General features: G+C 72.4%; 20 protein-coding genes and 1 riboswitch. Of the genes, 13 read left to right on the top strand and 7 right to left on the bottom strand.

Annotated elements, in window-relative coordinates; genetic code table 11:
- Window positions 1-91 precede the first annotated feature (91 nt).
- On the bottom strand, window positions 92-2,545 hold the full coding sequence (locus tag ACFVHO_RS37200; protein WP_385724824.1) for a DNA topoisomerase (ATP-hydrolyzing) subunit A: 2,454 nt from the start codon (window positions 2,543-2,545) through the stop codon (window positions 92-94).
- 417 nt (window positions 2,546-2,962) lie between these two features.
- Here ACFVHO_RS37200 and ACFVHO_RS37195 point away from each other — a divergent pair, with 417 nt between their 5' ends.
- The 4 genes from ACFVHO_RS37195 (at window position 2,963) to ACFVHO_RS37180 (ending at window position 8,040) form a co-directional block, all read left to right on the top strand.
- Window positions 2,963-4,339: a M16 family metallopeptidase gene (locus tag ACFVHO_RS37195; RefSeq protein WP_385724826.1), complete on the top strand. Its 1,377-nt coding sequence runs from the start codon at window positions 2,963-2,965 to the stop codon at window positions 4,337-4,339.
- Entirely contained in the window at window positions 4,336-5,736 is a 1,401-nt protein-coding gene (locus tag ACFVHO_RS37190) for a M16 family metallopeptidase (RefSeq protein ID WP_385724822.1), read from the top strand. Before ACFVHO_RS37195 ends, ACFVHO_RS37190 begins: the two co-directional genes overlap by 4 nt.
- 307 nt (window positions 5,737-6,043) lie before the next feature.
- Window positions 6,044-6,205, top strand: a riboswitch (cyclic di-AMP (ydaO/yuaA leader).
- Window positions 6,206-6,218: 13 nt separating this feature from the next.
- Window positions 6,219-7,046 carry a M23 family metallopeptidase gene (locus tag ACFVHO_RS37185; RefSeq protein WP_385724820.1) on the top strand — a complete coding sequence of 276 codons (828 nt, stop codon included), beginning with the start codon at window positions 6,219-6,221 and terminating at the stop codon, window positions 7,044-7,046.
- 307 nt (window positions 7,047-7,353) lie between these two features.
- Window positions 7,354-8,040, top strand: coding sequence for a GntR family transcriptional regulator (locus ACFVHO_RS37180; protein WP_385724819.1), 687 nt, complete (start codon window positions 7,354-7,356; stop codon window positions 8,038-8,040).
- Between the two features lie 332 nt (window positions 8,041-8,372).
- On the opposite strand, the gene ACFVHO_RS37175 is transcribed toward ACFVHO_RS37180, so the two are convergent.
- On the bottom strand, window positions 8,373-8,654 hold the full coding sequence (locus ACFVHO_RS37175; protein WP_289944909.1) for an HPr family phosphocarrier protein: 282 nt from the start codon (window positions 8,652-8,654) through the stop codon (window positions 8,373-8,375).
- 179 nt (window positions 8,655-8,833) lie between these two features.
- Here ACFVHO_RS37175 and ACFVHO_RS37170 point away from each other — a divergent pair, with 179 nt between their 5' ends.
- The 4 genes from ACFVHO_RS37170 (at window position 8,834) to ACFVHO_RS37155 (ending at window position 14,639) form a co-directional block, all read left to right on the top strand.
- A complete protein-coding gene (locus ACFVHO_RS37170; RefSeq protein WP_385724817.1) occupies window positions 8,834-11,986 on the top strand; it encodes a GNAT family N-acetyltransferase in 3,153 nt (1,050 codons plus the stop codon).
- A gap of 117 nt (window positions 11,987-12,103) precedes the next feature.
- Window positions 12,104-12,700 carry a DUF5998 family protein gene (locus ACFVHO_RS37165; protein WP_385724815.1) on the top strand — a complete coding sequence of 199 codons (597 nt, stop codon included), beginning with the start codon at window positions 12,104-12,106 and terminating at the stop codon, window positions 12,698-12,700.
- The gene (locus ACFVHO_RS37160) at window positions 12,700-13,887 is read left to right on the top strand and encodes an alkaline phosphatase family protein (RefSeq protein WP_385724813.1); all 1,188 of its coding nucleotides are present in this window, start codon (window positions 12,700-12,702) and stop codon (window positions 13,885-13,887) included. Before ACFVHO_RS37165 ends, ACFVHO_RS37160 begins: the two co-directional genes overlap by 1 nt.
- 92 nt (window positions 13,888-13,979) lie before the next feature.
- Window positions 13,980-14,639 carry a thymidine kinase gene (locus ACFVHO_RS37155; RefSeq protein WP_385724812.1) on the top strand — a complete coding sequence of 220 codons (660 nt, stop codon included), beginning with the start codon at window positions 13,980-13,982 and terminating at the stop codon, window positions 14,637-14,639.
- Window positions 14,640-14,643: 4 nt separating this feature from the next.
- Here the strand turns inward: ACFVHO_RS37155 and ACFVHO_RS37150 are convergent, their stop codons facing one another.
- Complete coding sequence (locus tag ACFVHO_RS37150; protein ID WP_385724810.1) at window positions 14,644-15,459, bottom strand: VOC family protein; 816 nt, start codon at window positions 15,457-15,459, stop codon at window positions 14,644-14,646.
- Between the two features lie 431 nt (window positions 15,460-15,890).
- Between ACFVHO_RS37150 and ACFVHO_RS37145 the strand changes: the two genes are divergently transcribed.
- Window positions 15,891-16,745 carry a sulfurtransferase gene (locus tag ACFVHO_RS37145; protein WP_385724808.1) on the top strand — a complete coding sequence of 285 codons (855 nt, stop codon included), beginning with the start codon at window positions 15,891-15,893 and terminating at the stop codon, window positions 16,743-16,745.
- Between the two features lie 221 nt (window positions 16,746-16,966).
- Here ACFVHO_RS37145 and sepH read toward each other — a convergent pair whose 3' ends face one another.
- Complete coding sequence (sepH, locus tag ACFVHO_RS37140) at window positions 16,967-18,028, bottom strand: septation protein SepH (protein ID WP_385724806.1); 1,062 nt, start codon at window positions 18,026-18,028, stop codon at window positions 16,967-16,969.
- A gap of 499 nt (window positions 18,029-18,527) precedes the next feature.
- On the opposite strand from sepH, the gene ACFVHO_RS37135 reads away from it, so the two are divergent.
- Window positions 18,528-19,766, top strand: a complete 1,239-nt coding sequence (locus ACFVHO_RS37135) for a hypothetical protein (RefSeq protein ID WP_385724804.1) — start codon at window positions 18,528-18,530, stop codon at window positions 19,764-19,766.
- A gap of 37 nt (window positions 19,767-19,803) precedes the next feature.
- On the opposite strand, the gene ACFVHO_RS37130 is transcribed toward ACFVHO_RS37135, so the two are convergent.
- Window positions 19,804-21,159 carry a D-arabinono-1,4-lactone oxidase gene (locus ACFVHO_RS37130; RefSeq protein ID WP_385724802.1) on the bottom strand — a complete coding sequence of 452 codons (1,356 nt, stop codon included), beginning with the start codon at window positions 21,157-21,159 and terminating at the stop codon, window positions 19,804-19,806.
- Window positions 21,083-22,357 carry an MFS transporter gene (locus tag ACFVHO_RS37125; RefSeq protein WP_385724801.1) on the bottom strand — a complete coding sequence of 425 codons (1,275 nt, stop codon included), beginning with the start codon at window positions 22,355-22,357 and terminating at the stop codon, window positions 21,083-21,085. The genes ACFVHO_RS37130 and ACFVHO_RS37125 overlap by 77 nt, the downstream gene beginning before the upstream one ends.
- A gap of 163 nt (window positions 22,358-22,520) precedes the next feature.
- Here ACFVHO_RS37125 and ACFVHO_RS37120 point away from each other — a divergent pair, with 163 nt between their 5' ends.
- On the top strand, window positions 22,521-23,648 hold the full coding sequence (locus ACFVHO_RS37120) for a ferrochelatase (RefSeq protein ID WP_385724799.1): 1,128 nt from the start codon (window positions 22,521-22,523) through the stop codon (window positions 23,646-23,648).
- Window positions 23,649-23,669: 21 nt separating this feature from the next.
- A complete protein-coding gene (locus ACFVHO_RS37115) occupies window positions 23,670-24,485 on the top strand; it encodes an inositol monophosphatase family protein (protein ID WP_385724797.1) in 816 nt (271 codons plus the stop codon).
- 155 nt (window positions 24,486-24,640) lie between these two features.
- Here the strand turns inward: ACFVHO_RS37115 and ACFVHO_RS37110 are convergent, their stop codons facing one another.
- Complete coding sequence (locus ACFVHO_RS37110; RefSeq protein ID WP_169786659.1) at window positions 24,641-24,814, bottom strand: hypothetical protein; 174 nt, start codon at window positions 24,812-24,814, stop codon at window positions 24,641-24,643.
- Window positions 24,815-25,131: 317 nt separating this feature from the next.
- Here ACFVHO_RS37110 and ACFVHO_RS37105 point away from each other — a divergent pair, with 317 nt between their 5' ends.
- Window positions 25,132-25,785: a response regulator transcription factor gene (locus tag ACFVHO_RS37105; protein ID WP_016639100.1), complete on the top strand. Its 654-nt coding sequence runs from the start codon at window positions 25,132-25,134 to the stop codon at window positions 25,783-25,785.
- Window position 25,786 lies beyond the last annotated feature (1 nt).

The raw sequence follows: 25,786 nt of genomic DNA, 5'->3' as shown, positions 1-25,786 counted from the left end.
CGCACCCACTCCGCGTTCGTCAGATCACCCCGCCCCACACCGAGAACAACGAGCAGGCAACCCGACAGTCACATGATCCGCCGGACAGAACCTAGGCGGGCCCCGCCACCGCCGCCACCGGCTTCGCCAGCGACACCCCGGAGCCGTCCCGGCGCGGGTCGACCTCCGGCAGCTCCGCCGGAAGGCCGTTGCGCTGGGCCGCGCGCGGCGGCGTCGGCCCCGCCCACGCGAAGCTCAGGCAGTCCTCGCCCTTCAGGAGCCGCTGGCAGCGCACGCCGCCCGTGGCGCGGCCCTTGCGCGGATACTGGTCGAACGGCGTGACCTTGGCCGTCGTGTGCACCGAGTCGTCGAGCGTGCCGCGCGAGCCCGCGACCGTGAACACCACGGCGTCCGCCGCCGGGTCGACCGCGGTGAACGACAGGACCTTCGCGCCGTCGGCGAGCTTGATGCCCGCCATGCCGCCCGCCGGACGGCCCTGCGGGCGGACCTGCCCCGCCGGATAGCGCAGCAGCTGCGCGTCGTCCGTGATGAAGACCAGGTCCTCCTCGCCCGTGCGCAGCTCGGCCGCGCCGACGATGCGGTCGCCGTCCTTGAGGGTGATGACCTCCAGCTCTTCCTTGTTGGCCGGATAGTCGGGCACCACGCGTTTGACGACGCCCTGCTCGGTGCCGAGGGCCAGGCCCGGAGAGGACTCGTCCAGCGTCATGAGGCAGATCAGCTTCTCGTCCGCCTCCAGGGAGAGCAGTTCCGCGACCGGTGCCCCTCCGGAGAGGTTGGGTGCCGAAGCCGTGTCCGGGAGCTGCGGCAGGTCCACCACGGAGAGCCGAAGGAGCCGCCCCTCGGACGTCACCGCGCCCACCTCGCCGCGCGCCGTCGCGGGCACCGCGGAGACGATCACGTCGTGCTTGACGCGCTTGCCGTCGCTCTCCCCGAAGGGCTCGCCGTTGGCCGTGCGGGCGAGCAGGCCTGTCGACGACAGGAGCACCCGGCACGGGTCGTCCGCCACCTGCAGCGGCACCGCGGCCGCGGGCGCGCCCGCCGACTCCAGGAGCACCGTGCGCCGGTCCGTGCCGAACTTCTTGGCCACGGCGGCCAGTTCCGCCGAGACCAGCTTGCGCAGCTCCGCGTCGGACTCCAGGATCCGCGTCAGCTCCTCGATCTCCGCCTTCAGCTTGTCGCGCTCGGACTCCAGCTCGATGCGGTCGTACTTGGTGAGGCGGCGCAGCGGCGTGTCCAGGATGTACTGCGTCTGGACCTCGCTCAGGGAGAAGTGCTCCATCAGGCGCTCCTTGGCCTGAGCGGAGTTCTCACTGGAGCGGATGAGGCGGATGACCTCGTCGATGTCCAGGAGGGCGACGAGGAGGCCCTCCACCAGGTGCAGACGGGCCTGCTTCTTGCCGCGACGGAACTCGCTGCGGCGCCGCACCACGTTGAAGCGGTGGTCGAGATAGACCTCGAGGAGCTCCTTGAGGCCGAGCGTGAGCGGCTGGCCGTCCACCAGGGCGACGTTGTTGATGCCGAAGGACTCCTCCATCGGCGTCAGTTTGTACAGCTGCTCCAGGACGGCCTCCGGGACGAAGCCGTTCTTGATCTCGATGACCAGGCGCAGGCCGTGCTGACGGTCGGTGAGGTCCTTGACGTCGGCGATGCCCTGCAGCTTCTTCGAGCCGACCAGGTCCTTGATCTTGGAGATGACCTTCTCGGGGCCCACGGAGAAGGGCAGTTCCGTGACGACCAGGCCCTTGCGGCGCGCGGTCACCGACTCCACGGAGACCGTGGCGCGCATCTTGAAGGTGCCGCGCCCCGATTCGTACGCGTCCTTGATGCCCGACAGGCCGACGATGCGGCCGCCCGTGGGCAGGTCCGGGCCCGGGATGAACCGCATCAGCGTGTCCAGGTCGGCGCCCGGGTGCTTGATCAGGTGCCGGGCGGCGGCGATGACCTCGCCCAGGTTGTGCGGCGGCATGTTCGTCGCCATGCCGACGGCGATGCCGGAGGAGCCGTTCACCAGGAGGTTCGGATACGCGGCGGGGAGCGCGACCGGCTCCTGCTCCTGGCCGTCGTAGTTCGGCTCGAAGTCGACCGTGTTCTCGTCGATGGACTCCGTCATCAAGGAGGTCGCGTCGGCCATGCGGCATTCGGTGTACCGCATCGCCGCGGGCGGGTCGTCGTTGCCCAGGGAGCCGAAGTTGCCGTGGCCGTCGACCAGCGGGAGGCGCATGGAGAAGGGCTGCGCCATGCGCACCAGGGCGTCGTAGATCGACGCGTCGCCGTGGGGGTGCAGCTTGCCCATGACCTCGCCGACGACACGGGCGCACTTCACATAGCCGCGCTCGGGGCGCAGGCCCATCTCGTTCATCTGGTACACGATGCGGCGGTGCACCGGCTTCAGGCCGTCCCTGGCGTCGGGCAGGGCGCGGGAGTAGATGACGGAGTAGGCGTACTCGAGGAAGGAGCCCTGCATCTCGTCGACGACGTCGATGTCGAGGATCTTCTCCTCGAACGAGTCGTCGGGCGGCGGGGTCTTCGTGCTGCGGCGGGCCATCGCTGCTGCGGCTCCTTCACCAACAAGTGCGGGATCTGACGCCGACCATTGTGGACTGTCCCACTGACAACGCCGACCACGACCCGGTGGTGGGCGGGCCCCGAGCGCGCGTCAACCGCGCGCCGCACCCCTACCGGCCGTGCGCCGCGCCCGTACCCAACGCCCGCCGGACCCGTACCGACCGCGCGTGACCGACCCCACGGCGCGCCCGCACTGGGCGCGCGCCCCGTCCGCCCCACCGCCACCACCGCTCACCCGCCCGGCGGGACGGCGCCCGCGCCCGCGGCGGATCACGCCGAGGGCGAAACCCGACTACGCCGAGGGCGGAGCGGGAACTTCGCCAGGGGTCCGAGGCCTTGCTTACAGTGGCAGGACTTGACAGCACTCATCGAGGATTTCGCGATCGAAGGGACGTACATGCCCATGGGTCACACGGCCACAGCCGAGGCCGGCTCCGGCGGCCTGACAGCGACCGAGCACCGGCTGGCCAACGGCCTGCGCGTGGTGCTCTCCGAGGACCACCTGACCCCGGTCGCCGCGGTCTGCCTCTGGTACGACGTCGGTTCCCGCCACGAGGTCAAGGGCCGTACGGGCCTGGCTCACCTCTTCGAGCACCTGATGTTCCAGGGTTCGAAGCAGGTGCACGGAAACGGCCACTTCGAGCTGGTGCAGGGCGCCGGCGGGTCGCTGAACGGCACCACCAGCTTCGAGCGCACCAACTACTTCGAGACGATGCCGACCCACCAGCTGGAGCTCGCCCTCTGGCTGGAGGCCGACCGCATGGGCTCGCTCCTGTCGGCGCTCGACGAGGAGTCGATGGAGAACCAGCGGGACGTCGTCAAGAACGAACGCCGCCAGCGCTACGACAACGTTCCGTACGGCACGGCCTTCGAGAAGCTGACCGCCCTCTCCTACCCCGAGGGCCACCCCTACCACCACACGCCCATCGGCTCCATGGCCGACCTGGACGCGGCCACCCTCGAGGACGCGCGGGAGTTCTTCCGTACGTACTACGCGCCCAACAACGCGGTCCTCTCCGTAGTCGGCGACATCGACCCCGAGCAGACGCTCGCCTGGGTCGAGAAGTACTTCGGCTCCATCCCCTCGCACGACGGCAAGCAGCCCCCGCGCGACGGCTCGCTGCCCGAGCGCATCGGCAAGGAGCTGCGCGAGGTCGTCGAGGAGGAGGTCCCCGCGCGCGCCCTCATGGCCGCCTACCGCCTCCCGGAGGACGGCACGCGCGCGAGCGACGCCGCCGACCTGGCGCTCACGGTCCTCGGCAGCGGCGAGTCCTCGCGCCTCTACAACCGCCTCGTGCGCCGTGACCGCACCGCCGTCACCGCCGGGTTCGGCCTGCTGCGCCTTGCCGGGGCGCCCTCCCTGGGCTGGCTGGACGTGAAGACGTCCGGCGACGTGGAGGTCCCCGTCATCGAGGCCGCCGTCGACGAGGAGCTGGCCCGGTTCGCCGCGGAGGGCCCCACGCCGGAGGAGATGGAGCGCGCCCAGGCCCAGTTGGAGCGCGAATGGCTGGACCGGCTCGGCACGGTCGCGGGCCGCGCCGACGAACTGTGCCGGTACGCCGTCCTGTTCGGCGACCCCCAGCTCGCCCTCACCGCCGTCCAGCGCGTCCTCGACATCACCGCCGAGGAGGTCCAGGAGGTCGCCAAGGCCCGCCTGCGCCCCGACAACCGCGCGGTGCTCGTGTACGAACCCACCGCCCCCGAGGGCGTGGACGACACCAGCCCCGAAGACGCCGCCGGCACCGACGAGGAAGACGAGGAGACGGCGAAGTGACCGAGGCCGCAACGATGCAGTTCCACCCGCAGCCCCAGGCGGGCACCGCCAGGCCCTGGGCCTTCCCGGCCCCCGAGCGCGGCGCGCTCGGCAACGGCCTCACCGTGCTGCGCTGCGACCGTCCCGGCCAGCAGCTCGTCGCCGTGGAGATCCACCTCGACGCCCCCCTGGACGCCGAGCCGAAGGGCCTGGACGGCGTCGCCACGATCATGGCGAGGGCCTTCTCCGAAGGCACCGACAAGCACTCCGCGGAGGAGTTCGCCGCCGAGCTCGACCGCTGCGGCGCCACGCTCGACGCGCATGCCGACCACCCCGGCGTCCGGGTCTCCCTGGAAGTGCCCGTGTCCCGGCTGCCCAAGGCCCTCGGCCTGCTCGCCGACGCCCTGCGCGCGCCCGCGTTCGCCGACAGCGAGGTCGAGCGCCTGGTCCGCAACCGCCTGGACGAGATCCCGCACGAGGCCGCCAACCCGGCGCGCCGCGCCGCCAAGGAGCTCTCCAAGGAGCTCTTCCCGGCGTCCGCGCGCATGTCGCGCCCGCGCCAGGGCACGGAGGAGACGGTCTCCGCCATCGACTCCGCGGCCGTACGCGCCTTCTACGAAAGGCACGTCCGCCCCGCCACGGCCACCGCCGTCGTGGTCGGCGACCTCACCGGCATCGACCTGGACACCGTCCTCGCCGACACCCTCGGCGCCTGGACCGGCGGGACGGCCGAGCCGCGCCCGGTGCCCCCGGTGACCGCCGACGACCGCGGCCGCGTCGTCATCGTGGACCGCCCCGGCGCCGTCCAGACGCAGCTGCTCATCGGCCGCGTCGGCCCGGACCGGCACGACCGCGTGTGGTCCGCGCAGGTCCTCGGTACGTACTGCCTGGGCGGCACCCTCACCTCGCGCCTGGACCGCGTCCTGCGCGAGGAGAAGGGCTACACCTACGGAGTGCGTGCCTTCGCCCAGGTGCTGCGCTCCGCCGCCCCCACGTCCCCGGAGGGGGCCACGGGCGCCGCGATGCTCGCCATCAGCGGCTCCGTGGACACCCCCAACACGGGCCCGGCCCTCGACGACCTGTGGAAGGTCCTGCGCACGCTCGCCGCGGAGGGCCTGACCGACCCCGAGCGCGATGTCGCCGTGCAGAACCTGGTCGGCGTCGCCCCGCTGAAGTACGAGACGGCGGCGGCCGTCGCCGCCACCCTCGCCGACCAGGTCGAGCAGCACCTGCCGGACGACTTCCAGGCCCACCTGTACCGCCAGTTGGCGCAGACGGGCACCGTGGAGGCCACCGCGGCCGTCGTGAGCGCCTTCCCGGACGACCGGCTCGTGACGGTCCTCGTGGGCGACGCCGCGCAGATCGAGGAGCCCGTCAAGGCGCTCGGCATCGGTGAAGTGACGGTGGTCACCGGCTGATTGCCGGGATCGGCCGGCGGCGATGCGGCGATGTTCCGGCGGCGTCCAAGGCGGCGTACAGGCCGCGGCGAGCTGCTGACGTAAAGCTGGACATAGCGGCATCAACGCCTCGTGGGAACAGGGACCCCAGCGGCTCAGGAAGCCACTGGGGTCCCTGCATGCCGCCATATGTCCGAATTGACATGGAGGTTGCTCGTCTGGCCTGTGGCGTGCGCTACAAAAGGCCTGATTCGTTTGTCGATTGAAAGATGAGGCGTTTAGCGTCGGTCCGGCTGTCCGTCAGGCAGTACGCCGCGTCCGCGGCACCGGACAGCCATCGCCGAGTCCCCGTACGGCGCGAGCCAGGGGAGCCGGGGACCCACACGTCCCCTGGGGTGAATCGGACCCCTTGCCGCGAGGCGAGGAGCCCGTAGGAGACCTTCCTGCTCCGAACCCGTCAGCTAACCCGGTAGGCGAGAAGGAAGGAAAGGATCAGCCGCTTCATGGCGTTCACCCGCCCGACCGGCAAGCACCGCCGTCCGAGCCGCATCTCGCGTACGACCGCCAGCGCCGCGGGCGTCGCCGCGCTCACCACCACCGGAGTCATCTCGGGCCTGGCCGCGCCGGCCCTCGCCGCCGAAGGCAGCTCCGCGGAGTACGCGCACACCGGCCTCACCCAGTCCATCTCCGTCGGCGACTCCCTGGCCGGCGAGATCGACGCCCAGGCCGCCGCGCAGAAGCACGCCGCCGTCGAGGCCGCCGCGCAGAAGAAGGCCGAGGCCGAGGCCCGCGCCGATGCCGCAGAGGCCAAGCGCAAGGCCGCCGAGGCCAAGCGGAAGGCCGAGGCCGCCGCGAAGGTGAAGGCCCAGAAGGAGCGCGAGGCCAAGGAGCGCGCCGCCCGCGAGGCCGAGCGCAAGCGCCTCGGCTCCTACGTCTCGCCGATCGACGGCAGCTACGTCTCCACCGGCTACAAGACCGGCGGGGCCATGTGGTCCTCCGGCAGCCACACCGGCGTCGACTTCCACGCCGCGTCCGGCACCCAGGTCCAGGCGGTCGCCGCGGGCACCGTCGTCGAGGCCGGCTGGGGCGGCGCCTACGGCAACAACGTCGTGATCCGCCACAACGACGGCACGTACACGCAGTACGGCCACATGTCGTCCCTCAGCGTCACGGTCGGCCAGACGGTCACCCCGGGCCAGCAGATCGGCCTCTCCGGTTCGACGGGCAACTCCAGCGGCCCGCACCTGCACTTCGAGGCCCGGACCGGCGCGGACTACGGCTCCGACATCGACCCCGTGGCGTACCTGCGCTCGCACGGCGTCAACGTCTGATCCCCGACGTGGGGCGTCCGAATCCCGACGCCGACGTCCGAATCCCGACATCAACGTCTGAATCCTGATGCCGGGACCCTCCCGGACGCATGAAAGCCCCGGCTCACCCGAGCCGGGGCTTTCATGCGTATGCGCGCCCTTTTGGCCAAAAGATATCCATGGATTCCGGCCTCCCGTCGGAAAATCCGGCCTTCTGCAATAGAGTTCATGGCGGCAGGGTCCATGGAGTCGTTGAACGAGCGCCATTCGACGCGTCGGCCGACGCGTCGACCAACGCGTTTCGCGGGCATTAAAGCGGAGGTCCGTCATGCGCATTCCCGCGCACTCGGTATGCACGGCCATCCGGGACGACATCGTCTCCGGTGTCTACGAACGCGGCACGCGCCTCACCGAGGAACTGCTCGCCCGCCGCTACGGCGTCTCCCGCGTCCCCGTGCGCGAGGCGCTGCGCACGCTGGAGGCCGAGGGCTTCGTCGTGACCCGCAGGCACGCGGGCGCCTGCGTCGCCGAGCCCACCGAGCAGGACGCCGCCGACCTCCTGGAGATCCGTGCGCTCCTGGAGCCCCTGGCGGCCGCCCGCGCCGCCCAGCGCCGCACCGACGCCCATCTGAAGGTCCTGCGCGGGCTCGTCCGGCTCGGCAAGGAGCGCTCCCGGCGCGGCGGTGCCGAGGACCTCCGCTCGCTCGACGGCTGGTTCCACGAGACGCTCACACAGGCCTCATCGAGCCCCGGCCTGATCACCCTGCTCACCCAGCTCCGCCACAAGATCGCCTGGATGTACGTCACGGAGCCCCAGGCCGCCCCCGCACAGACCTGGTCCGAGCGCGCCGCCGTTGTCGACGCCGTGGCCCGCGGCGACGCCGAGCGGGCCCGTACGCTCACCCTGCTGCACGCGGAACGGACCCCCGCGGCGCACCGGCCGCGGATCGGCCCCCGCGCCGGACGTGTGAGGGATTCGCAACATGCCGTCAACACGGTGAGCGTCCGGAATTAACGGCGGCGCCGTATACAAAGAGATACGTGTTCGCGGACGGAATTTTTCGCTGCCTGCATTTCGGATTCGAGTACGCGCCGAATACGTGTGAGGTGTGCGACCGAATGCACGGCCAGGCGTGCGACCTCATATGCGTCATCAGGCGTGCGGCTAGACGCGCGAAGAATGCGACGAGACGCGCGAACAAGAGAACAAGAGGTGCGCGAAAGAGGTGCGCGAAGGGGCGCGTGAAGAGACGCGCGCCGGATACGCAAAGGGTCCGTCCTGAATTCAGGACGGACCCTTCGTGAATGTGCCGGGCGGCGTTCTCCGCGTACAGAGCGCCAGGCGCACTAGACGGTCTCGGGAAGCTCCTCGAGCCCTTCGGCGACCAGCTTCGCCAGGCGGTCGAGGGCGGCATCCGCACCCTCGGCGTCCGAAGCGAGCACGATCTCCTCGCCGCCCTGCGCACCCAGACCGAGCACCCCGAGCATGGAGGCGGCGTTGACCGGGCTGCCGCCGGCCTTGGCGATCGTCACGGGGACGCCGGCGGCCGTGGCCGCACGGACGAAGATGGAGGCGGGCCGGGCGTGGAGGCCCTCGGCCCAGCCGACGTTGACGCGGCGCTCAGCCATGTGTTGCTGCCCTTCCAGGTGTCTCACACTTGTCTAGACCACTATCTCATGCCGACCCGAATGCTCTTGCCGGACGTCCGTCACCACCCGCCACGGACGTACGTCCCTTACCCGGTCACCCTTCGACCACTCCTACACTGCCCCGGCCCGGGCGGCCGCGCGACCCGTACCCTGGCCCCATGCAGACCCCGGCGGACGGCCCAGCGCAGACCTCGTCGGACAGCGCCGCGCCCGCCCCGGCGGACCAGCACCCCTACCCCTCCCACTGGGAGGCCGACGTGGTGCTGCGGGACGGAGGCACCGCCCGGATCAGGCCCATCACCGCCGCGGACGCGGACCGCCTGGTCAGCTTCTTCGAGCAGGTCTCCGACGAGTCGAAGTACTACCGCTTCTTCGCGCCCTACCCCCGCCTGTCCGCCAAGGACGTGCACCGCTTCACCCACCACGACCACGTCGACCGCGTGGGCCTCGCGGCCACCGTGGGCGGCGAGTTCATCGCGACCGTCCGCTTCGACCGCATCGACGCCCAGGGCCGCCCCGCGTCCGCGCCGGCCGACGAGGCCGAGGTCGCCTTCCTAGTCCAGGACGCCCACCAGGGCCGTGGCGTCGCCTCCGCGCTCCTCGAACACATCGCGGCCGTCGCCCGCGAGCGCGGCATCCGCCGCTTCGCCGCCGAGGTCCTGCCCGCCAACACCAAGATGGTCAAGGTCTTCACGGACGCCGGCTACCAGCAGCAGCGCAGCTTCGAGGACGGCGTCGTACGCCTCGAACTCGACCTGGAACCCACCGACCGCTCCCTCGCCGTCCAGCGCGCCCGTGAACAGCGCGCCGAGGCCCGCTCCGTGCAGCGCCTCCTCGCGCCCGGCTCCGTCGCCGTCATCGGCGTGGGCCGCTCCCCGGACGGCGTCGGCCGCGGCATTCTGCGCAATGTCCTGGGAGCGGGTTTCACGGGCCGCCTGTACGCCGTGAACAGCGCCCTCCCCGAAGGGGCCGGCGACATCGACGGCGTGCCCGCCCACCGCTCCGTGCGCGACATCGCCGAACCCGTCGACCTCGCCGTCGTCGCCGTCCCCGCCGAACGCGTCCCCCAGGCCGTCGCCGACTGCGGCGAACACGGCGTCCAGGGGCTCGTCGTCATCTCCGCCGGATACGCCGAGAGCGGCCCCGAGGGACGCGAGCGGCAGCGTGAACTCGTCCGCCAAGCACGCTCCTACGGGATGCGCATCATCGGACCCAACGCCTTCGGAGTCATCAACACCTCTCCGGAGACCCGCCTCAACGCCTCCCTGGCCCCGGACCTGCCGCCCGCAGGACGCCTCGGCCTGTTCACCCAGTCGGGCGCCATCGGCATCGCTCTCCTGTCCCGGCTGCACCGCCGCGGCTCGGGCCTGTGGGGCCTGTCCACGTGCGTCAGCACCGGCAACCGCGCGGACGTCTCCGGCAACGACGTCCTCCAGTACTGGTACGACGACCCGGACACCGACGTCGCCCTGATGTACCTCGAATCCATCGGCAACCCCCGGAAGTTCACCCGCCTCGCCCGCCGCACCGCCGCCGTGAAACCCCTCGTCGTCGTCCAGGGCGCCCGGCACAGCGGCATCGCGCCGACCGGCCACGCGGGCGCCGCCACCCGCCTCCCGCACGCCACCGTGTCGGCGCTCCTGCGGCAGGCCGGGGTGATCCGCGTGGACACCGTCACCGAACTCGTCGACGCCGGACTGCTCCTCGCCGGGCAACCGCTGCCCGCCGGACCCCGCGTCGCCATCCTCGGCAACTCCGAGTCGCTCGGCCTGCTCACGTACGACGCCTGCGTCGCCGAAGGCCTGCGACCGCTGCCGCCCCTCGACCTGACGACCTCCGCGTCCCCGGACGACTTCCGCACCGCCCTCGCCGCCGCGCTGGCCGACGACGGCTGTGACGCGGTCGTCGTCACCGTCATCCCGTCCCTCGGCGAGTCCACCCGCCAGGGCGAGGACAAGTCCCTGGCGGCCGCCCTGCGCGCCGCCGCCGCGAGCTGCCCCACGAAGCCGGTCACGGTCGTCCACGTCGAGCTGGGAGGCCTCGCGAAGGCCCTGTCCGCCGCGGCGAGCACGGGGCCGCGCGGGGCGGCGATCGCGGAGCAGGCGGGCCAGTCGGGCCAGGCGGAGGCGGCCCACCCGAGGGACACAGCTCGCCCGGCGGAGGCGGCCCACCCGGGGGACACAGTCAGCCCGGCGGGACCGACCCACGCGGGGGATACGGCCCACCTGGGGACCACGGCCCACCAGCCGAACCCCACCCACCCTGCGGACCACGGGGCACCGACACCCCCGCCCCACCCTCCCCGCCCCACCGACCCCCCGCGCCCCCAAGCCGGGCCCGGCGTGCCACCGCCACCCCCACCGTCCTCGCCCCCGTCCCCGCCGCCCTCGTCCCCGGCCGAACCGCCGCCCCCCACCCCCCGGGCAGACCCGCCACCCCACCACCGCATCCCCGCCTACCCCGCGGCCGAGCGCGCCGTCCGTGCCCTCGCCGAGGCCGTCAAGTACGCCCAGTGGCGGCGCGACATCGCCGAGCCCGGCAAGGTGCCCGAGTACGACGACATCGACGAACAGGGCGCGGGCGAGCTGATCGAGCGCCTCCTGGCCAAGGCCGACGACGTCCGCGGAGTCACCCTCGACGCCGACGACGCCCACGACCTGCTCGCGCGGTACGGCATCCGCGTACGCCGGGCCCTGCCCGCCCCCGACGCCGACACCGCCGTCCGCGCCGCGCGGGAGGCCGGCTACCCCGTCGCCCTCAAGACCACCGCGCCCCACCTGCGCCACCGCCCCGACCTCGGCGGCGTCCGCCTCGACCTCGCCGACGAGGAACAACTGCGGCGCGCCTACCGGGAACTGACCCACACCCTCGGCAGGCCAGCCGAGCTGCGTCCCGTCGTCCAGGCCATGGTGGCCCGCGGCGTGGACACCGTCGTGCGGGCGGGCCACGACCCCGTCGCCGGTGCCGTGCTGTCCTTCGGGCTCGCCGGAGCGGCGTCCGAGCTGCTCGGCGACACCGCCCACCGGCTGATCCCGGTCACCGACAGGGAGGCGGGCAACCTCGTCCGGTCGATCCGGACGGCCCCCCTCCTGTTCGGCTGGCGCGGTTCGGCGCCCGTGGACACCCCCGCCCTCGAAGAGCTCCTGATGCGGGTCTCGCGGCTCGTCGACGACCACCCCGAAGTGGTCGCCGTCTCACTGGAGCCGGTGGTCGTCGCCCAGGAAGGTCTTTCCGTCCTCAGTGCCGCCGTCCGCCTCGCACCGCCGCCCGCCCGCGACGACCTGGGCCCCCGCACCCTGCCCGCGTACTGACGGCGCGCGCCTGCGGCCCCGCCGACGCCCCGCGCGCGTGGCCGACGACCGCACACAAGGGGTGCTCGCGCGGCCACTGGGCACCTTGGGCCAGGCGCCGGGCCGTAGGATGGGCGCATGGCAAAGACCGGTACGACGACCCAGGGGCTGCGCGCGGCGATCGAGCGCAGCGGCTACTACCCGGCCCTCGTGGCCGAGGCGGTGGAGGCCGCGATCGGCGGCGAGACCATCGGGTCGTACCTGGTCCACCAGGAGACCACGTTCGACGCGAACGAGGTCCGCCGCCATGTGACGGTCCTCGTCCTCACGGACACCCGTTTCATCGTCAGCCACACCGACGAGCAGGCGGCCGACTCCACGTCCCCGACGCCGTACGCCACCACCTCCACCGAGTCCGTGAAGATCGGCCGGATCTCGTCCGTGGTCGTCAGCCGTGTCGTCGCCAACCCGGAGAAGTACGTTCCGGGATCGCTGCCCCGCGAGGTCGTCCTGACCATCGGGTGGGGCGCCGTCTCGCGCATCGACCTGGAGCCCGCCGCCTGCGGTGACCCCAACTGCGAGGCCGACCACGGCTACACCGGCAGCTCCACCGCCGACGACCTGAGCCTGCGCGTGAGCGAGGCCGGGGACGGCCCGGACACCGTCCGCCAGACCCTCGCCTTCGCCCAGGCCCTCTCCGAGGCCACCGCTGCCCGCACGGACTCCGGCCGCTGATGTCCCACCCGACGTGGGACGACATCCAGCCGCTCGCCCTCGACTCCGCGCCCCTGCCCGCGTACGGCAAGGGATCGCTCGCCGACCTCCTGCCCACCCTGGTCGCCCACCAGGAAGTGGACGGCTTCGCGCCGCTCATCCCCGAGCTGGCCCCCGCCGACCGGAACTGCGTCTTCCTCATCGACGGCCTCGGCTGGGAGCAGCTCCGCGCCCACCCCGCCGAAGCCCCCTTCCTGACCTCGCTGCTCGGCTCCTCGCGCGGCGGCACCGGCCGCCCCATCACCGCGGGCTTCCCCGCCACCACGGCGACCTCCCTGGCCTCCGTCGGCACCGGCCTGCCGCCCGGCGCCCACGGCCTGCCCGGCTACACGGTCCGCAACCCCGACAGCGGCGAGCTGATGAACCAGCTCCGCTGGAAGCCCTGGACCGACCCGCACGCCTGGCAGCCGTACCCGACGATCTTCCAGCGCGCCCACGAAGCGGGTATCCACACCGCCCAGGTGTCGTCGCCGACGTTCGAGCACACCCCGCTCACCAAGATCGCTCTCAGCGGCGGCACCTTCCGTGGCCGCCTCTCCGGCGAGGACCGCATGGACCTCGCCGCCGAGCAACTCGCGGGCGCCGACCGGACGCTGGTCTACACGTACTACGCCGAAGTCGACGGCAAGGGCCACCGCTTCGGCGTCGACTCCGACGCCTGGCGCGGCCAGCTCATGTACGTCGACCGGCTCGTCCAGCGCCTGGCCGAGCAGCTCCCGCCGCGCAGCGCCCTGTACGTCACCGCCGACCACGGCATGCTCGACATCCCCTTCGACGACGCCTCCCGCATCGACTTCGACGAGGACTGGGAGCTGCGCGCCGGAGTCGCCCTGCTCGGCGGCGAGGGCCGCGCCCGGCACGTCTACGCCGTGCCCGGAGCCGAGGCCGACGTCCTCACCGTCTGGCGCGAGGTGCTCGGTGAGCAGTTCTGGGTGGCGAGCCGGGACGAGGCCATCGCGGCCGGCTGGTTCGGCCCGCGCGTCGACGAACGCGTCCACGGACGCATCGGGGACGTCGTCGCCGCCGCCCACGCCGACGTCCTCATCACCGCCTCCCAGAAGGAGCCCAGGGAGTCCGCGATGGTCGGCAACCACGGCTCGATGACCCCCGCCGAACAACTCGTACCGCTCCTCGAAGTACGCTCCTAGCTGCTTCTTGACGTGTACGTCACCGACGGCACCCCCCTTCGTACGCCCCCGCGCACCTCTTCGCGCACCCACCGAAAGGCGCTCAACCCCCCATGCCTGAGCTGGTGTTCTTCTCCGGAACGATGGACTGCGGGAAGAGCACCCTCGCGCTGCAGATCGAGCACAACCGCTCGGCACGCGGTCTGCAGGGCATGATCTTCGCGCGCAACGACCGGGCGGGGGCGGGCAAGCTCTCCTCGCGGCTCGGCCTGGTCACGGAGGCCATCGAGGTGGCCGACGACCTCGACGTCTACGCCTACCTCGTCGACCACCTCTCGCGCGGCGCCCGTGCCGACTACGTCATCGCCGACGAGGCGCAGTTCCTCGCGCCCGAACAGATCGACCAGCTCGCGCGCGTGGTCGACGATCTGGGCGTGGACGTGTTCGCGTTCGGCATCACCACCGACTTCCGCTCCAAGCTGTTCCCCGGCTCCCAGCGCCTGGTCGAACTCGCCGACCGCGTCGAGGTCCTCCAGGTCGAGGCCCTGTGCTGGTGCGGCGCCCGCGCCACCCACAACGCCCGCACCGTCGGCGGCCAGATGGTCGTCGAGGGCGCCCAGATCGTCGTCGGCGACGTCAACCAGGCGGCCGACGAAGTGGGCTACGAGGTGCTGTGCCGCCGTCACTACCGGCGCCGCATGACGGCGGCCTCCGCGCGCGCGGGCGCGCTGTCTCCCGACGTGCTGCCCGTCGACACCCTGGAGCGGTCCTAGGGGCCTAGCCGCTCACGCGCGGATGCTCCGAGCGGATGAGCGTGAAGACCGCGCCCTCGGGGTCGGCGACCGTCGCGATCCGCCCGTACCGACCGTCCTGTGCGGGGCTGATCACATGGCCGCCGAGCTCGACCACCCGCTCCGCCGACGCGTCCACGTCCGCCGCTTCGAAGTACGTCATCCAGTGCGCGCCCCGGTCGCCCGGCAGCTCCTGCCCGACACCGCGCACCGACGCCACCGGGACGTCGTCGAGGCGCAGGGTCAGATAGTCCAACCCGGGGCTTGTGGCGGCCTTTTCGGTGTAGCCGAACAGCGTCTGGTAGAACTTCGCGACCTCCTCGGTCTCACGCGTCAGGAGCTCGTTCCAGGTCGGCGTGCCCGGCACGCCGGCGACCGCCGTACCCCGGTGCGACGACGCCTGCCAGATCCCGAACACCGCCCCCGCGGGGTCCGACGCGATCGCCATGCGCCCGGCCTCGCCCGCGTCCAGCGGCCCCACGCCGACCGTGCCGCCGCAGTGCCGCACCATCTCGGCGGCCTCGCCCGCGTCGTCCGACGCCAGGTACGGGGTCCACGCGATGGGCAGATGGCGGTCGGCCGGCAGTTGTCCGATTCCCGCCACCTCGCAGCCGTCGAGCATCGCCCGCACGTAGGGGCCGAGCTGCTGCGGCCCGGGTTCGTAGGTCCAGCCGAAAAGCGCCGCGTAGAACTCCTGGGTCGCAGCCAGGTCGTGCGCCATCAGGCTCACCCAGCAGGGCGTGCCGGGTGTGCACCGCGCGCCCTTGGCGCGTCCGTCGTCCGGCCACCGTGCCTCGGTCATCGTCACTCTCTCCTCGGGCCCTCGTGACTTCGACAGCCCGGCGGCGACGGATCACGACTAACAGAGTTCGAGGTCTGACATCTGTTGTCTGTTAGCTGTCATCCGTCGTCGCCCAGCCGATGCCACTCCGCTTCGATTCCGCTTCGATTCGCTGTCCGAACGCACGTGCTTTCGCCGTGCGTATGCCCGCCCGTGCAGATGCTCGCATCACCTGGTGCCCGGCGCGCCCCGGCCGCGCCGCGCTCGCGGGCTCCCTCGCGGAGGATGCCCGATTTGCCATTTCTCATCCGTTAACGCGCGATTGCAGGGTTGTGTCCATCTGCGGTACGCGGCGTGCTCGTTTCCGTACGCCGCGTGTCCGGGCGTGTTCCGGCCGAGCAGGGTATCCGGAGCTGAGCGCGGCGGCCACCCCGTGCGCAAGGATGGGGCCCATGAATGCCATCATCTCCGCATCCGAACTCGCGAGCGACCTGGCGGGCGGGAATCCGCCAGTGCTTCTCGACATCCGTTGGCAATTGAGTACGGCCAAGGCGGCCGGTGAGCCGCCCTTCGACGGACGGGCCGAGCACGCGGCCGGACACGTTCCCGGGGCGGTCTTCGTCGACCTCGACGCGGACCTCGCGGGCCCGGCGGGGGCCGGGGGCAGGCATCCGCTTCCGGATGTCGAGCACTTCGGCGCGGTCATGCGGGCGGCCGGGGTCTCGGCGGACCGGCCGGTCGTCGTGTACGACGGCGGGCAGGGCTGGGCCGCCGCGCGCGCCTGGTGGCTGCTGCGCTGGACGGGGCATCCGTCGGTGCGGGTCCTGGACGGCGGGCTCCCCGCGTGGAACGGGGAGCTGGAGACCGGCGCGGTGACCGCACCGGTCGCGGGCACGTTCACGCCGGTCCCGGAGTCCGTGGGCCGGGTGGACGCGGACGGCGCCGCGGCCCTGGCCCGCTCGGGTCTGCTCCTGGACGCCCGCGCCGCGGAGCGCTACCGCGGCGACGTGGAGCCCATCGACCGCGTCGGCGGCCACATCCCCGGCGCGGTCTCGGCGCCCACCACGGAGAACGTCGCGGCGGACGGCCGCTTCCGGCCCGCCGACGAGCTGGCGGCCCGCTTCAAGTCCCTGGGGGCGTCCGACACTTCAGAGGTCGGCGTGTACTGCGGCTCGGGCGTCTCCGGTGCCCACCAGGTCCTCGCCCTCGCGGTGGCGGGCATCCCGGCGGCGCTGTACGTCGGCTCGTGGTCGGAGTGGTCGTCAGATCCGGCGCGTCCGGTGGCGACGGGGCCGGAGCCGCAGTAGCCCGGCACCGCCGACCCGAGCGCCCCGACCTCGCGGGCCGGTCCGGGAGGGCCGGCCCGTTCGCTCCGCGAGGGCGGTCGGCGAAGTGAGTTGTGGTTGACGAGTGAAGGGCCTGTGCGCATGTCGCGTACAGGCCCTTCACCGTGCTCTCGACCGTTCCGACCGGCGTGCGCCGACCGTTCTCGGGTGCGCCCCGCGCCGGTCGGTCCTGCCGGGCGCCGCTACTCCTGCTTCTTGCGCCGGGTGCCGAACACGATCTCGTCCCAGCTCGGCACGGCGGCACGGCGGCCGGGCCGGACGCCGTCGGCCTCGGCCTGGCGGTCCGTGGAGCCGACGAGGCGGTCGCGGTGGCTGGCCACGGCGCGCGGCATCAGGACGTCCGCGTAGGCGGAACCGGCCGACGCGGCGGTCGCGGGCGGCTCCTCGGCCTCCGGCTCCTGCTCGGGCTCCTCCGGTGCGGACGGCAGTTCGGCGGGTGCCGTGGTGGGACGCTCGGGGACGACCATGTCGCCGCGGAAGCTCGGCACGGCCTCCAGGAGGCTGGTGAGCGAGTCGCGTTCCTGCTCGGCGACCGCGGCGGGCGCGGCCGGCTCCTGCTCGGCCTCGGGCGCGGGCCCGCCCGGGCGCTCCAGGGCGCGGTCGAGCGGCCGGTCCCGGGGGAGCCGGGCGATGCGCGGCACGAACGGGAAGCTGGGCTCGGGCGCCGCGATGTCGTCGGTCTCGCCGATCAGGGCGCGGGCCTCGTCGTCGACGGCCTGGACGAGCCGCCGGGGCGGGTCGTACGTCCAGCTCGCGGAGTGCGGCTCGGTCGCGACGCGGTAGACGAGCAGGACCTCCCAGGTGCCGTCGTCGCGGCGCCAGGAGTCCCACTGGACGGTCTCCTTGTCGGCGCCGCGCAGCAGCAGTCGCTCCTGGACGGCCTCGCCGAGCTGGGGTCCGGTGTTCTCGCCGGGACGGCGCACGGGAGTCTTCCTGGCCCGCTCGGCCATGAAGGCGCGCTCGGCGAGCACGGGGCCCTCGAAGCGGCGGACGCGGTCGACGGGGATCCCGGCGAGCGAGGCGACCTCTTCCGCACTGGCACCGGCACGTATACGGGCCTGGATGTCGCGGGGGCGGAGGTGGCTCTCCACCTCGATCTCGATCTGTCCGAGTCGCGGCCGGTCGCCGCGCACGGCGGCGCGCAGCCGTTCGTCGATCGGAAGCGTGTACTCCGTGCTGTCCGCAGCTTTCAGCACCAGCCGTGTGCCGTCGTTGCTGACGGCCACGACACGCAGTTCGGGCATGGGGACCTCCCGGGTGGTGCCTGCCGACGTCACGTGCGTCGCTGCTTCCGCTAGTCGAGTGTGGCCTGCCCGGGTGCAGCCTGCCACAACCTTGCCGAGTTGCCCGGCGTGTCGGGCATGGGCCCTGGATCGCCGTTATGGCACGGTTACCGATTCGCAACGCTAAGTGACCAACTCGATCACCCTGTGCAGCGATCCCCCTCCCGGCGGTCCTGGCTGGCCCCGGGCACCCTGGTTGGAGACCGGACCCAGGGCTCGCAACACTACTCCATTCGGGCCACCCGGGTGGACCGGCACGCCGCCGAACTTCTCACGGGGGAAGGGAGTTGGCGTCAGCCGATGCCGTGAGTCCCCCGCGCGCGCGTGGCGCTCTTCACGAAAGAGCCAGAAACGGAACTATTCGCTTCGGGCGTACGTCCCTTTCTCATGTACCTCGCGTAGCTCATACGTGAATGCGTAAGTCATGCGTGAAGTCGAGAAAGGCAGGCAAGGTCCGCAGATGCGTGAAAAGCCGGAAACCGGCGGGGAGTCGACGGAAGCGACGGAGGGCGAGGGCGAGCCGGAGAAGAAGCGGTTCGATCTGAGTGTGCCGCAGGTGGCGGGGAGTGCCGTGGCGGCCGTGCTGGCCGCCAAGCTCGCGTCCTCCTTCGGCGTCTACGGAACGATCCTCGGCGCCGGTGTGGTGAGCGGCATCGCCACCTGCGGAGGCACGGTCTTCCAGCACTTCTTCTCGCGTACGGGCGAGCAGATACGTGACGTGGCGGTACAGGCCAAGCCGAAGGCCCAGCAGGTCCCGGTGACGCGGGCCACGCCGGTGCCGGAGACGTTCCAGGCGCGGGCCCACGCGGGCGGCGGCCCGGTCACCACGACGTGGGGGAGGGCCACCCCGGACGCGGACCCGACGACGGCGCTCCCGGCGGTCCACCCGGCCGACCCCACCGCGGCCCTCCCGGCAGTCGACCCCGCCGACCCCACGACCGCGCTCCCCGTGGCCGGAACCGACCCCGAGCGGACCCAGCTGCTCGGCTCCGTGGACGCCACGCAGTTCCTGCCCCACGACCAGGAGACCCGCGTCCTGCGCCAGGCCGGACCCCACCCGCACGCCGCCCCCGCCGGACCCGTCGGCCCCGTGCCCCCCGGCGGTCCCGCCCCGGAGGGGCCCCCGTTCCCCTCGGACGAGTTCTCCGAAGGGACCACGCATCGCACGCGCGTGCGCAGCTGGAAGCGCCCGCTGGTCGCCGCGGCCCTGGTCTTCGGCGTCTCGCTCGCCGGGATCACCACGTACGAGCTGGTGAGCGGCAAGAGCTTCAGCGGCGACGACAAGAGCACCACCCTCCGGGATGCCTTCTCCAACAGCGGTTCCTCGTCGAACAAAGACGACCAGCCGGCCACCGACGACCCCGGACAGCGGTCGGACGACGGCACCTCCGGACCGGACGACGGCACGAAGCCGGACGACGGCACGCCGAAGGACCCGTCGGGCAAGCCCTCGCCCGGTGACGGCACCGGCTCGGGCACCGGCTCCGGGGACGGCTCCGGCACGGACAAGGGCGACGACGGCAGCGGCAGCGGCACCGACAAGGGCGACGGCGGTTCGGGCGACGGCTCGAAGCCCGACCCGAAGCCCACCCCCACGCCGACCCCGACGCCCACGCCGACCCCGTCGAACGGCGGCGGCACGGGCAACGGCAACGGGAGCGGCGACGTACAGGAGCAGCAGCAGGCGCCGGAGCAGTGACCCACGGGCCGGGCTGTGCCTGGCGGGGCGCGCCGCGTCAGTCGCCGAGGACCCGCCGCAGGTAGGAGTTGGCGAACAGGCGGTCGGGGTCGAGCCGGTCGCGCAGGGCGGTGAACTCGCCGAAGCGCGGATAGGCCTTGGCCAGGTACGCGGCGTCGCGGGTGTGGAGCTTGCCCCAGTGGGGCCGTCCTTCGTGGGCGGTGAAGATCTGCTCCGCGGCGCTGAAGTACCGGCGCATGGGCGTGCCCTTGTAGAGGTGGACGGCGATGTACGCGCTCTCGCGGCCCGAGGCCGTCGAGAGCGCGATGTCGTCGGCGGGGGCGGTGCGGACCTCGACGGGGAAGCTGACGCGCAGCGGTGACCGCTCGATCATCGACTTCAGTTCGCGCAACGTCTCGACCAGGGCCTCGCGCGGGACCGCGTACTCCATCTCGACGAAGCGCACCCGGCGCGGACTGGTGAAGACCTTGTACGGGATGTCGGTGTAGGTCCGGGCGGACAGGGCCTTGCTGGAGAGCTTCGCGATGGTGGGGATGGTGGCGGGCAGGGCCCTGCCGAGCGAATTGGCCACCTGGAAGAGGCCGTTGGAGAGGAGTTCGTCCTCTACGAAGGCGCTGATCGCGCTCGGCGGATCGGCCGGGCCGACGCTGCGGTTGTTGCGCTTGGTGTTGCAGTTGCCCGTGTGGGGGAACCAGTAGAACTCGAAGTGCTCGTTCTCGGTGACGAGCTGGTCGAACTCCGCGGTGACCTGGTCGAAGGCCATCGGTTCCTCACGGGCCCTGAGGAAGAAGATGGGCTCTACGGAGAACGTGATCGCGCTGATGACGCCGAGCGCGCCGAGCCCGACGCGGGCGGCGGCGAAGACGTCCGGGTGCTCGTCCTTGGAGCAGGTCAGGACGCGGCCGTCGGCGGTGACCAGCTCAAGTGCGGTGATCTGAGCGGCGATCGAGGCCGAGTCGCGGCCCGTGCCGTGCGTCCCGGTGCTGACGGCGCCGGACACCGTCTGCTCCATGATGTCGCCCATGTTCGTCAGCGACAGGCCCTCACGGGCGAGCGCGGCGTTCAGGCGCTTGAGGGGCGTGCCCGCCTCCACGGTGACGGTGCCGGCCGCGCGGTCGATGTTCCGGATGCCGGTGAGGAGGTCGGGCCGCACCAGGAGGCCGTCGGTCGCGGCGGTGGCCGTGAAGGAGTGGCCGGTGCCGACGGGCTTGACCTTCAGGCCGTCCTCCCGGGCCCCGCGGATCGCGGCGACGAGCTCGTCGACCGAGGCGGGCGTCGCCTCGCGCGCGGGCCGCGCGGTGACCGTGCCCGCCCAGTTACGCCACGTCGTCGGCCTTTTCGAGCCGATCCCCGCCGTTCCCGCTCCCGTGCCCCTGCCCGTTCCCGTGCTCATGGGTCCCTCCCCGTCGCGGAACCGGCCGTTGCAGCCGGCGATACCCCAGGAATCCCACCACCACCGCGACCGCCCCGGACACCCCCGGGACCGCGTACCCCGCGCGCGAGCCCGCGGCGTCGATCACCCAGCCGGCCATGGAGGAGCCGAGCGCCACACCGACGGCGAGTCCGGTGCTCACCCAGGTCATGCCCTCGGTCAGCTTCGCGCGTGGTACGTGCTGTTCGACGAGGGCCATTGTCGTGATCATCGTCGGCGCGATGGACAGGCCCGCGACGAAGAGCGCCGCGGCCAGAAACGGAAGATTCCCGACCAGTTGAAGCGGGATCATACTCACGGCCATCGCGCAGACACCCAGCAGCCATCGGCGGGCGGGAGCCCCCTTGAAGTGCAGCAGCCCGAAGCCGACCCCCGCCAGACACGAGCCGAGCGCGTAGACGGCGAGGACCAGACTCGCGGCGCCCTTGTGGCCCTCGTCCTCGGCGAAGGCCACCGTGACCACGTCGACCGCGCCGAAGATCGCGCCGGTCGCGACGAACGTGGCGACCAGGACCTGCAGCCCGCCGGAGCGCAACGCCGAGCCCCCGGTGTGGTGTTCACGCGGATGCGGCACCGGTTCGGTCGCCCGCTGCGCCGTGAGCCAGAAGACACCGACCGCGAGGAAGGCGCCCGCGAGCAGCGGACCGGCCTCGGGGAACCAGGCCGTGGACAGGCCGATCGAGATGATCGGCCCGAAGATGAAGCAGACCTCGTCCACGACGGACTCGAACGAGTACGCCGTGTGCAGCTGCGGGGTGTCGCGGTACAGCGCCGCCCAGCGGGACCGCACCATCGACCCCACGCTCGGCACGCAGCCGACGAACGCGGCGCAGACGAACAGCGTCCAGTCCGGCGCCTCGAACTTCGCGGCGAGCAGCAGCCCCGACACCGCGCACAGGGACACCAGCGTCGCCGGTCTGAGCACCCGCCGCTGGCCGTGCCGGTCCACGAGCCGGGAGATCTGCGGGCCGATCGCCGCCGCGGACAGCGCGACGGTGGCCGACAGCGCGCCCGCGAGGCCGTACCGCCCGGTGAGCTGGGAGATCATCGTCACGATGCCGATGCCCATCATCGACAGCGGCATCCGCCCGAGGAAGCCCGCGACGGAGAACCCCTTGGAGCCGGGGGCGGCGAATATGGCGCGGTAGGGGCTCGGCACGTGGGACTCCGCGGGGGCGGCGGAGCGCTCGGACAGCGGACTCCGGTAAGGCGTGAAGATGGCCGATACAGCTTACGGCTGCCGGGGCGTGGGCGCACCGTGTTTTCCGCGCCGCCGGGTGGCGGTTTCACCGCTGTCAGTGGCGAGTGGCAGGATCAAATACATGTCCGAAGCGCTGGATCCCACTCCCTACGACGCCTTGCTGCTGCTCTCGTTCGGCGGCCCCGAGGGGCCGGACGACGTCGTCCCGTTCCTGGAGAACGTGACGCGTGGCCGCGGCATCCCCAAGGAGCGCCTGAAGGAGGTGGGGCAGCACTACTTCCTGTTCGGCGGCGTGAGCCCCATCAACGATCAGAACCGCACCCTCCTTGACGCCCTGCGCAAGGACTTCGCGGAGCACGGCCTCGACCTGCCGGTGTACTGGGGCAACCGCAACTGGGCGCCGTATCTGACGGACACCCTGCGCGAGTTGGTCCAGGACGGCCGCCGCCGCGTCCTGGTCCTCGCCACCAGCGCGTACGCGTCGTACTCGGGCTGCAGGCAGTACCGCGAGGATCTCGCGGCCGCCCTCGCCACCCTCAAGAGCGAGGGCCTCGACGTGCCCCGCGTGGACAAGCTGCGGCACTACTTCAACCACCCCGGCTTCGTGCGCCCCATGATCGACGGCGTCCTGAAGTCCCTGGCCGACCTCCCCGAGGACGTGCGCGACGGCGCGCACCTGGCCTTCACGACGCACTCCATCCCCACCGCCGCGGCCGACACCTCCGGTCCCGCCGAGACCCACGGCGACGGCGGGGCTTATGTGCGCCAGCACCTGGACGTGGCGGCCCTCGTCGCCGACGCGGTCCGCGCGGAGACCGGCGTCGACCGCCCCTGGCAGCTCGTCTACCAGTCGCGCAGCGGCGCCCCGCACATCCCCTGGCTCGAGCCCGACATCTGCGACCACCTGGAGGAGCGGCACGAGGCCGGCGCCCCGGCCGTGGTCATGGTCCCGATCGGCTTCGTCTCGGACCACATGGAGGTCCTGTACGACCTCGACACCGAGGCCACGGCGAAGGCCGCGGAGCTCGGCCTGCCGGTGCGCCGCTCGGCCACCGTCGGCGCCGACCCGCGGTTCACCGCCGCCGTCCGCGAGCTGGTCCTGGAGCGCGCCGCCACCGAGAGCGGGCGCGCCGCGGCCCCCTGCGCCCTGGGAGCCCTCGGCGCGAGCCACGACCTGTGCCCCGTGGGCTGCTGCCCCGCCCGCACCCCCAAGCCCGCCGCCGCGGGCGCCGACAGCCCGTTCGCCTAGCGCGACGCACCGAGGAGCACCGTGACCGACCCCGCCCCGCAGGACCGGCTCAAGGCCGAACTGCTCGCCGTCGCCCTGGAAGCCGCGAGCCGCGCCGGTGAGCTGCTGCGCGACGGCCGCCCGGACGACCTCGCCGTCGCCGCGACCAAGAGCAGCGCCGTCGACGTCGTCACCGAGATGGACATCGCCTCCGAGAAGCTGATCACGGACTTCCTCGCCGACCGCAGGCCCGGCGACGGAGTGCTCGGCGAGGAGGGTGCGAGCTCCGAGGGCACCAGCGGCGTCCAGTGGGTCATCGACCCCATCGACGGCACCGTGAACTACCTGTACGGCCGCCCGGACTGGGCGGTGTCGATCGCCGCCCGCAAGGACGGCGAGACCCTGGTCGGCGTCGTCCACGCGCCCGTGCGCGGCGAGACGTTCCGCGCGGTGCTCGGGCAGGGCGCGTACGTCGGCGACCGGCCCGCCCGGGTCCGCCCGGCACCGCCGTTCGAGCAGGCCCTCATCGGCACGGGCTTCGGGTACGTCGCGGAGCGGCGCGCCCGGCAGGCCGAGGTCGCCCGGCACCTGCTGCCCCGCGTGCGGGACATCAGGCGGGCCGGTTCGGCGGCCATCGACCTGTGCGACGTGGCGGCGGGGCGCCTGGACGCGTACTACGAACGGGGCCTGAACCCCTGGGACTTCGCGGCCGGGGACCTCGTCGCCCGGGAGGCGGGCGCCCTGACCGGCGGCCGCCCCGGAGAGCCCCTCTCGGGCGAGCTGACGGTGGCGGGCCCGCCCGGCCTCTTCGAGCCCCTCCAGGCCCTCCTCGACGACCTCGGCGCCTGGCACGACTGACGCGGACCCACGCGCGCTGAGGCGGACCGACCCGGCCCCGCCCGGAGCCGCGCGACCCGCCCCGCGCACGACAGGGCCCCGGCACCTCCTGGAAGGTGCCGGGGCCCTGTCGTGCGCACCGGACCGGGTGCTGGAGATCCCGGTCCGCGGGTCGGTCAGTGGGTCGGGGCGGCGACCTCCACGCCGTGCTCGGCTGCCAGGCGGTGCAGATCCTCCAGCTCGGCCAGTTCCACCTCGGCCAGGAAGTCGTCGCCTGTCTCGCGGGCCCGCGTGAGGTCGGACTCCGTGGTCTTTATGCGCTGCAGGAGACCTGCGGTGAATGCGTCCATGGTTGCGCCCCCTCGGCTGGGTCGTGGGTCGGTGGCACGGGGGTGTGCCGTGGAGAAGGGGCGATCACGTCCGGCGCCCGCTGCGTGAAGCAGGTCGTGGCGTGCCACATACGAAGCGTGATCGCGGGTGTAAGGCCGTCCTCCCCCCACCCCCTTCGACGGAAACCTCAACCGGAGCAGAAAATCCCGTATTCCCGGGGCCCGAGGCCGCCTTACAGCCGGTTTATGGCCGAAAGGGGCAGGATGGAGTCCTCACTCCACGTACAGGCCTGCCCGGCGCGCGTCCGCGCGCCGGGCACAGAGGAAGGACAAGCGACGTGCGCGTACTCGTCGTCGAGGACGAGCAGCTGCTCGCCGATGCGGTGGCCACCGGACTGCGCCGGGAGGCCATGGCGGTCGACGTCGTGTACGACGGTGCGGCCGCCCTGGAACGCATCGGCGTGAACGACTACGACGTGGTCGTCCTGGACCGCGACCTGCCCGTCGTCCACGGCGACGACGTCTGCCGCAAGATCGTCGAGCTCGGCATGCCGACGCGCGTCCTGATGCTCACCGCCTCCGGCGACGTCAGCGACCGCGTCGAGGGCTTGGAGATCGGCGCGGACGACTATCTGCCCAAGCCCTTCGCGTTCAGCGAGCTGACCGCCCGGGTGCGCGCCCTCGGACGGCGCACCAGTGTGCCGCTGCCGCCCGTCCTGGAGCGCGCGGGCATCAAGCTCGACCCGAACCGCCGCGAGGTGTTCCGCGACGGCAAGGAGATCCAGCTGGCCCCCAAGGAGTTCGCCGTCCTGGAGGTGCTGCTGCGCAGCGAGGGCGCGGTCGTCTCCGCGGAGCAGCTCCTGGAGAAGGCCTGGGACGAGAACACGGACCCGTTCACGAACGTCGTCCGGGTGACCGTCATGACCCTGCGCCGTAAGCTCGGCGAGCCCGCCGTCATCGTGACCGTGCCGGGCTCCGGCTACCGGATCTGAC

Origin of the sequence: Streptomyces sp. NPDC127108 (genome assembly GCF_042677545.1) — a bacterium.
In the GTDB taxonomy this organism is placed as follows: domain Bacteria; phylum Actinomycetota; class Actinomycetes; order Streptomycetales; family Streptomycetaceae; genus Streptomyces.
Note: the sequence above shows the minus strand (reverse complement) of the source record. Positions and strands in the feature narration are given on the sequence as shown.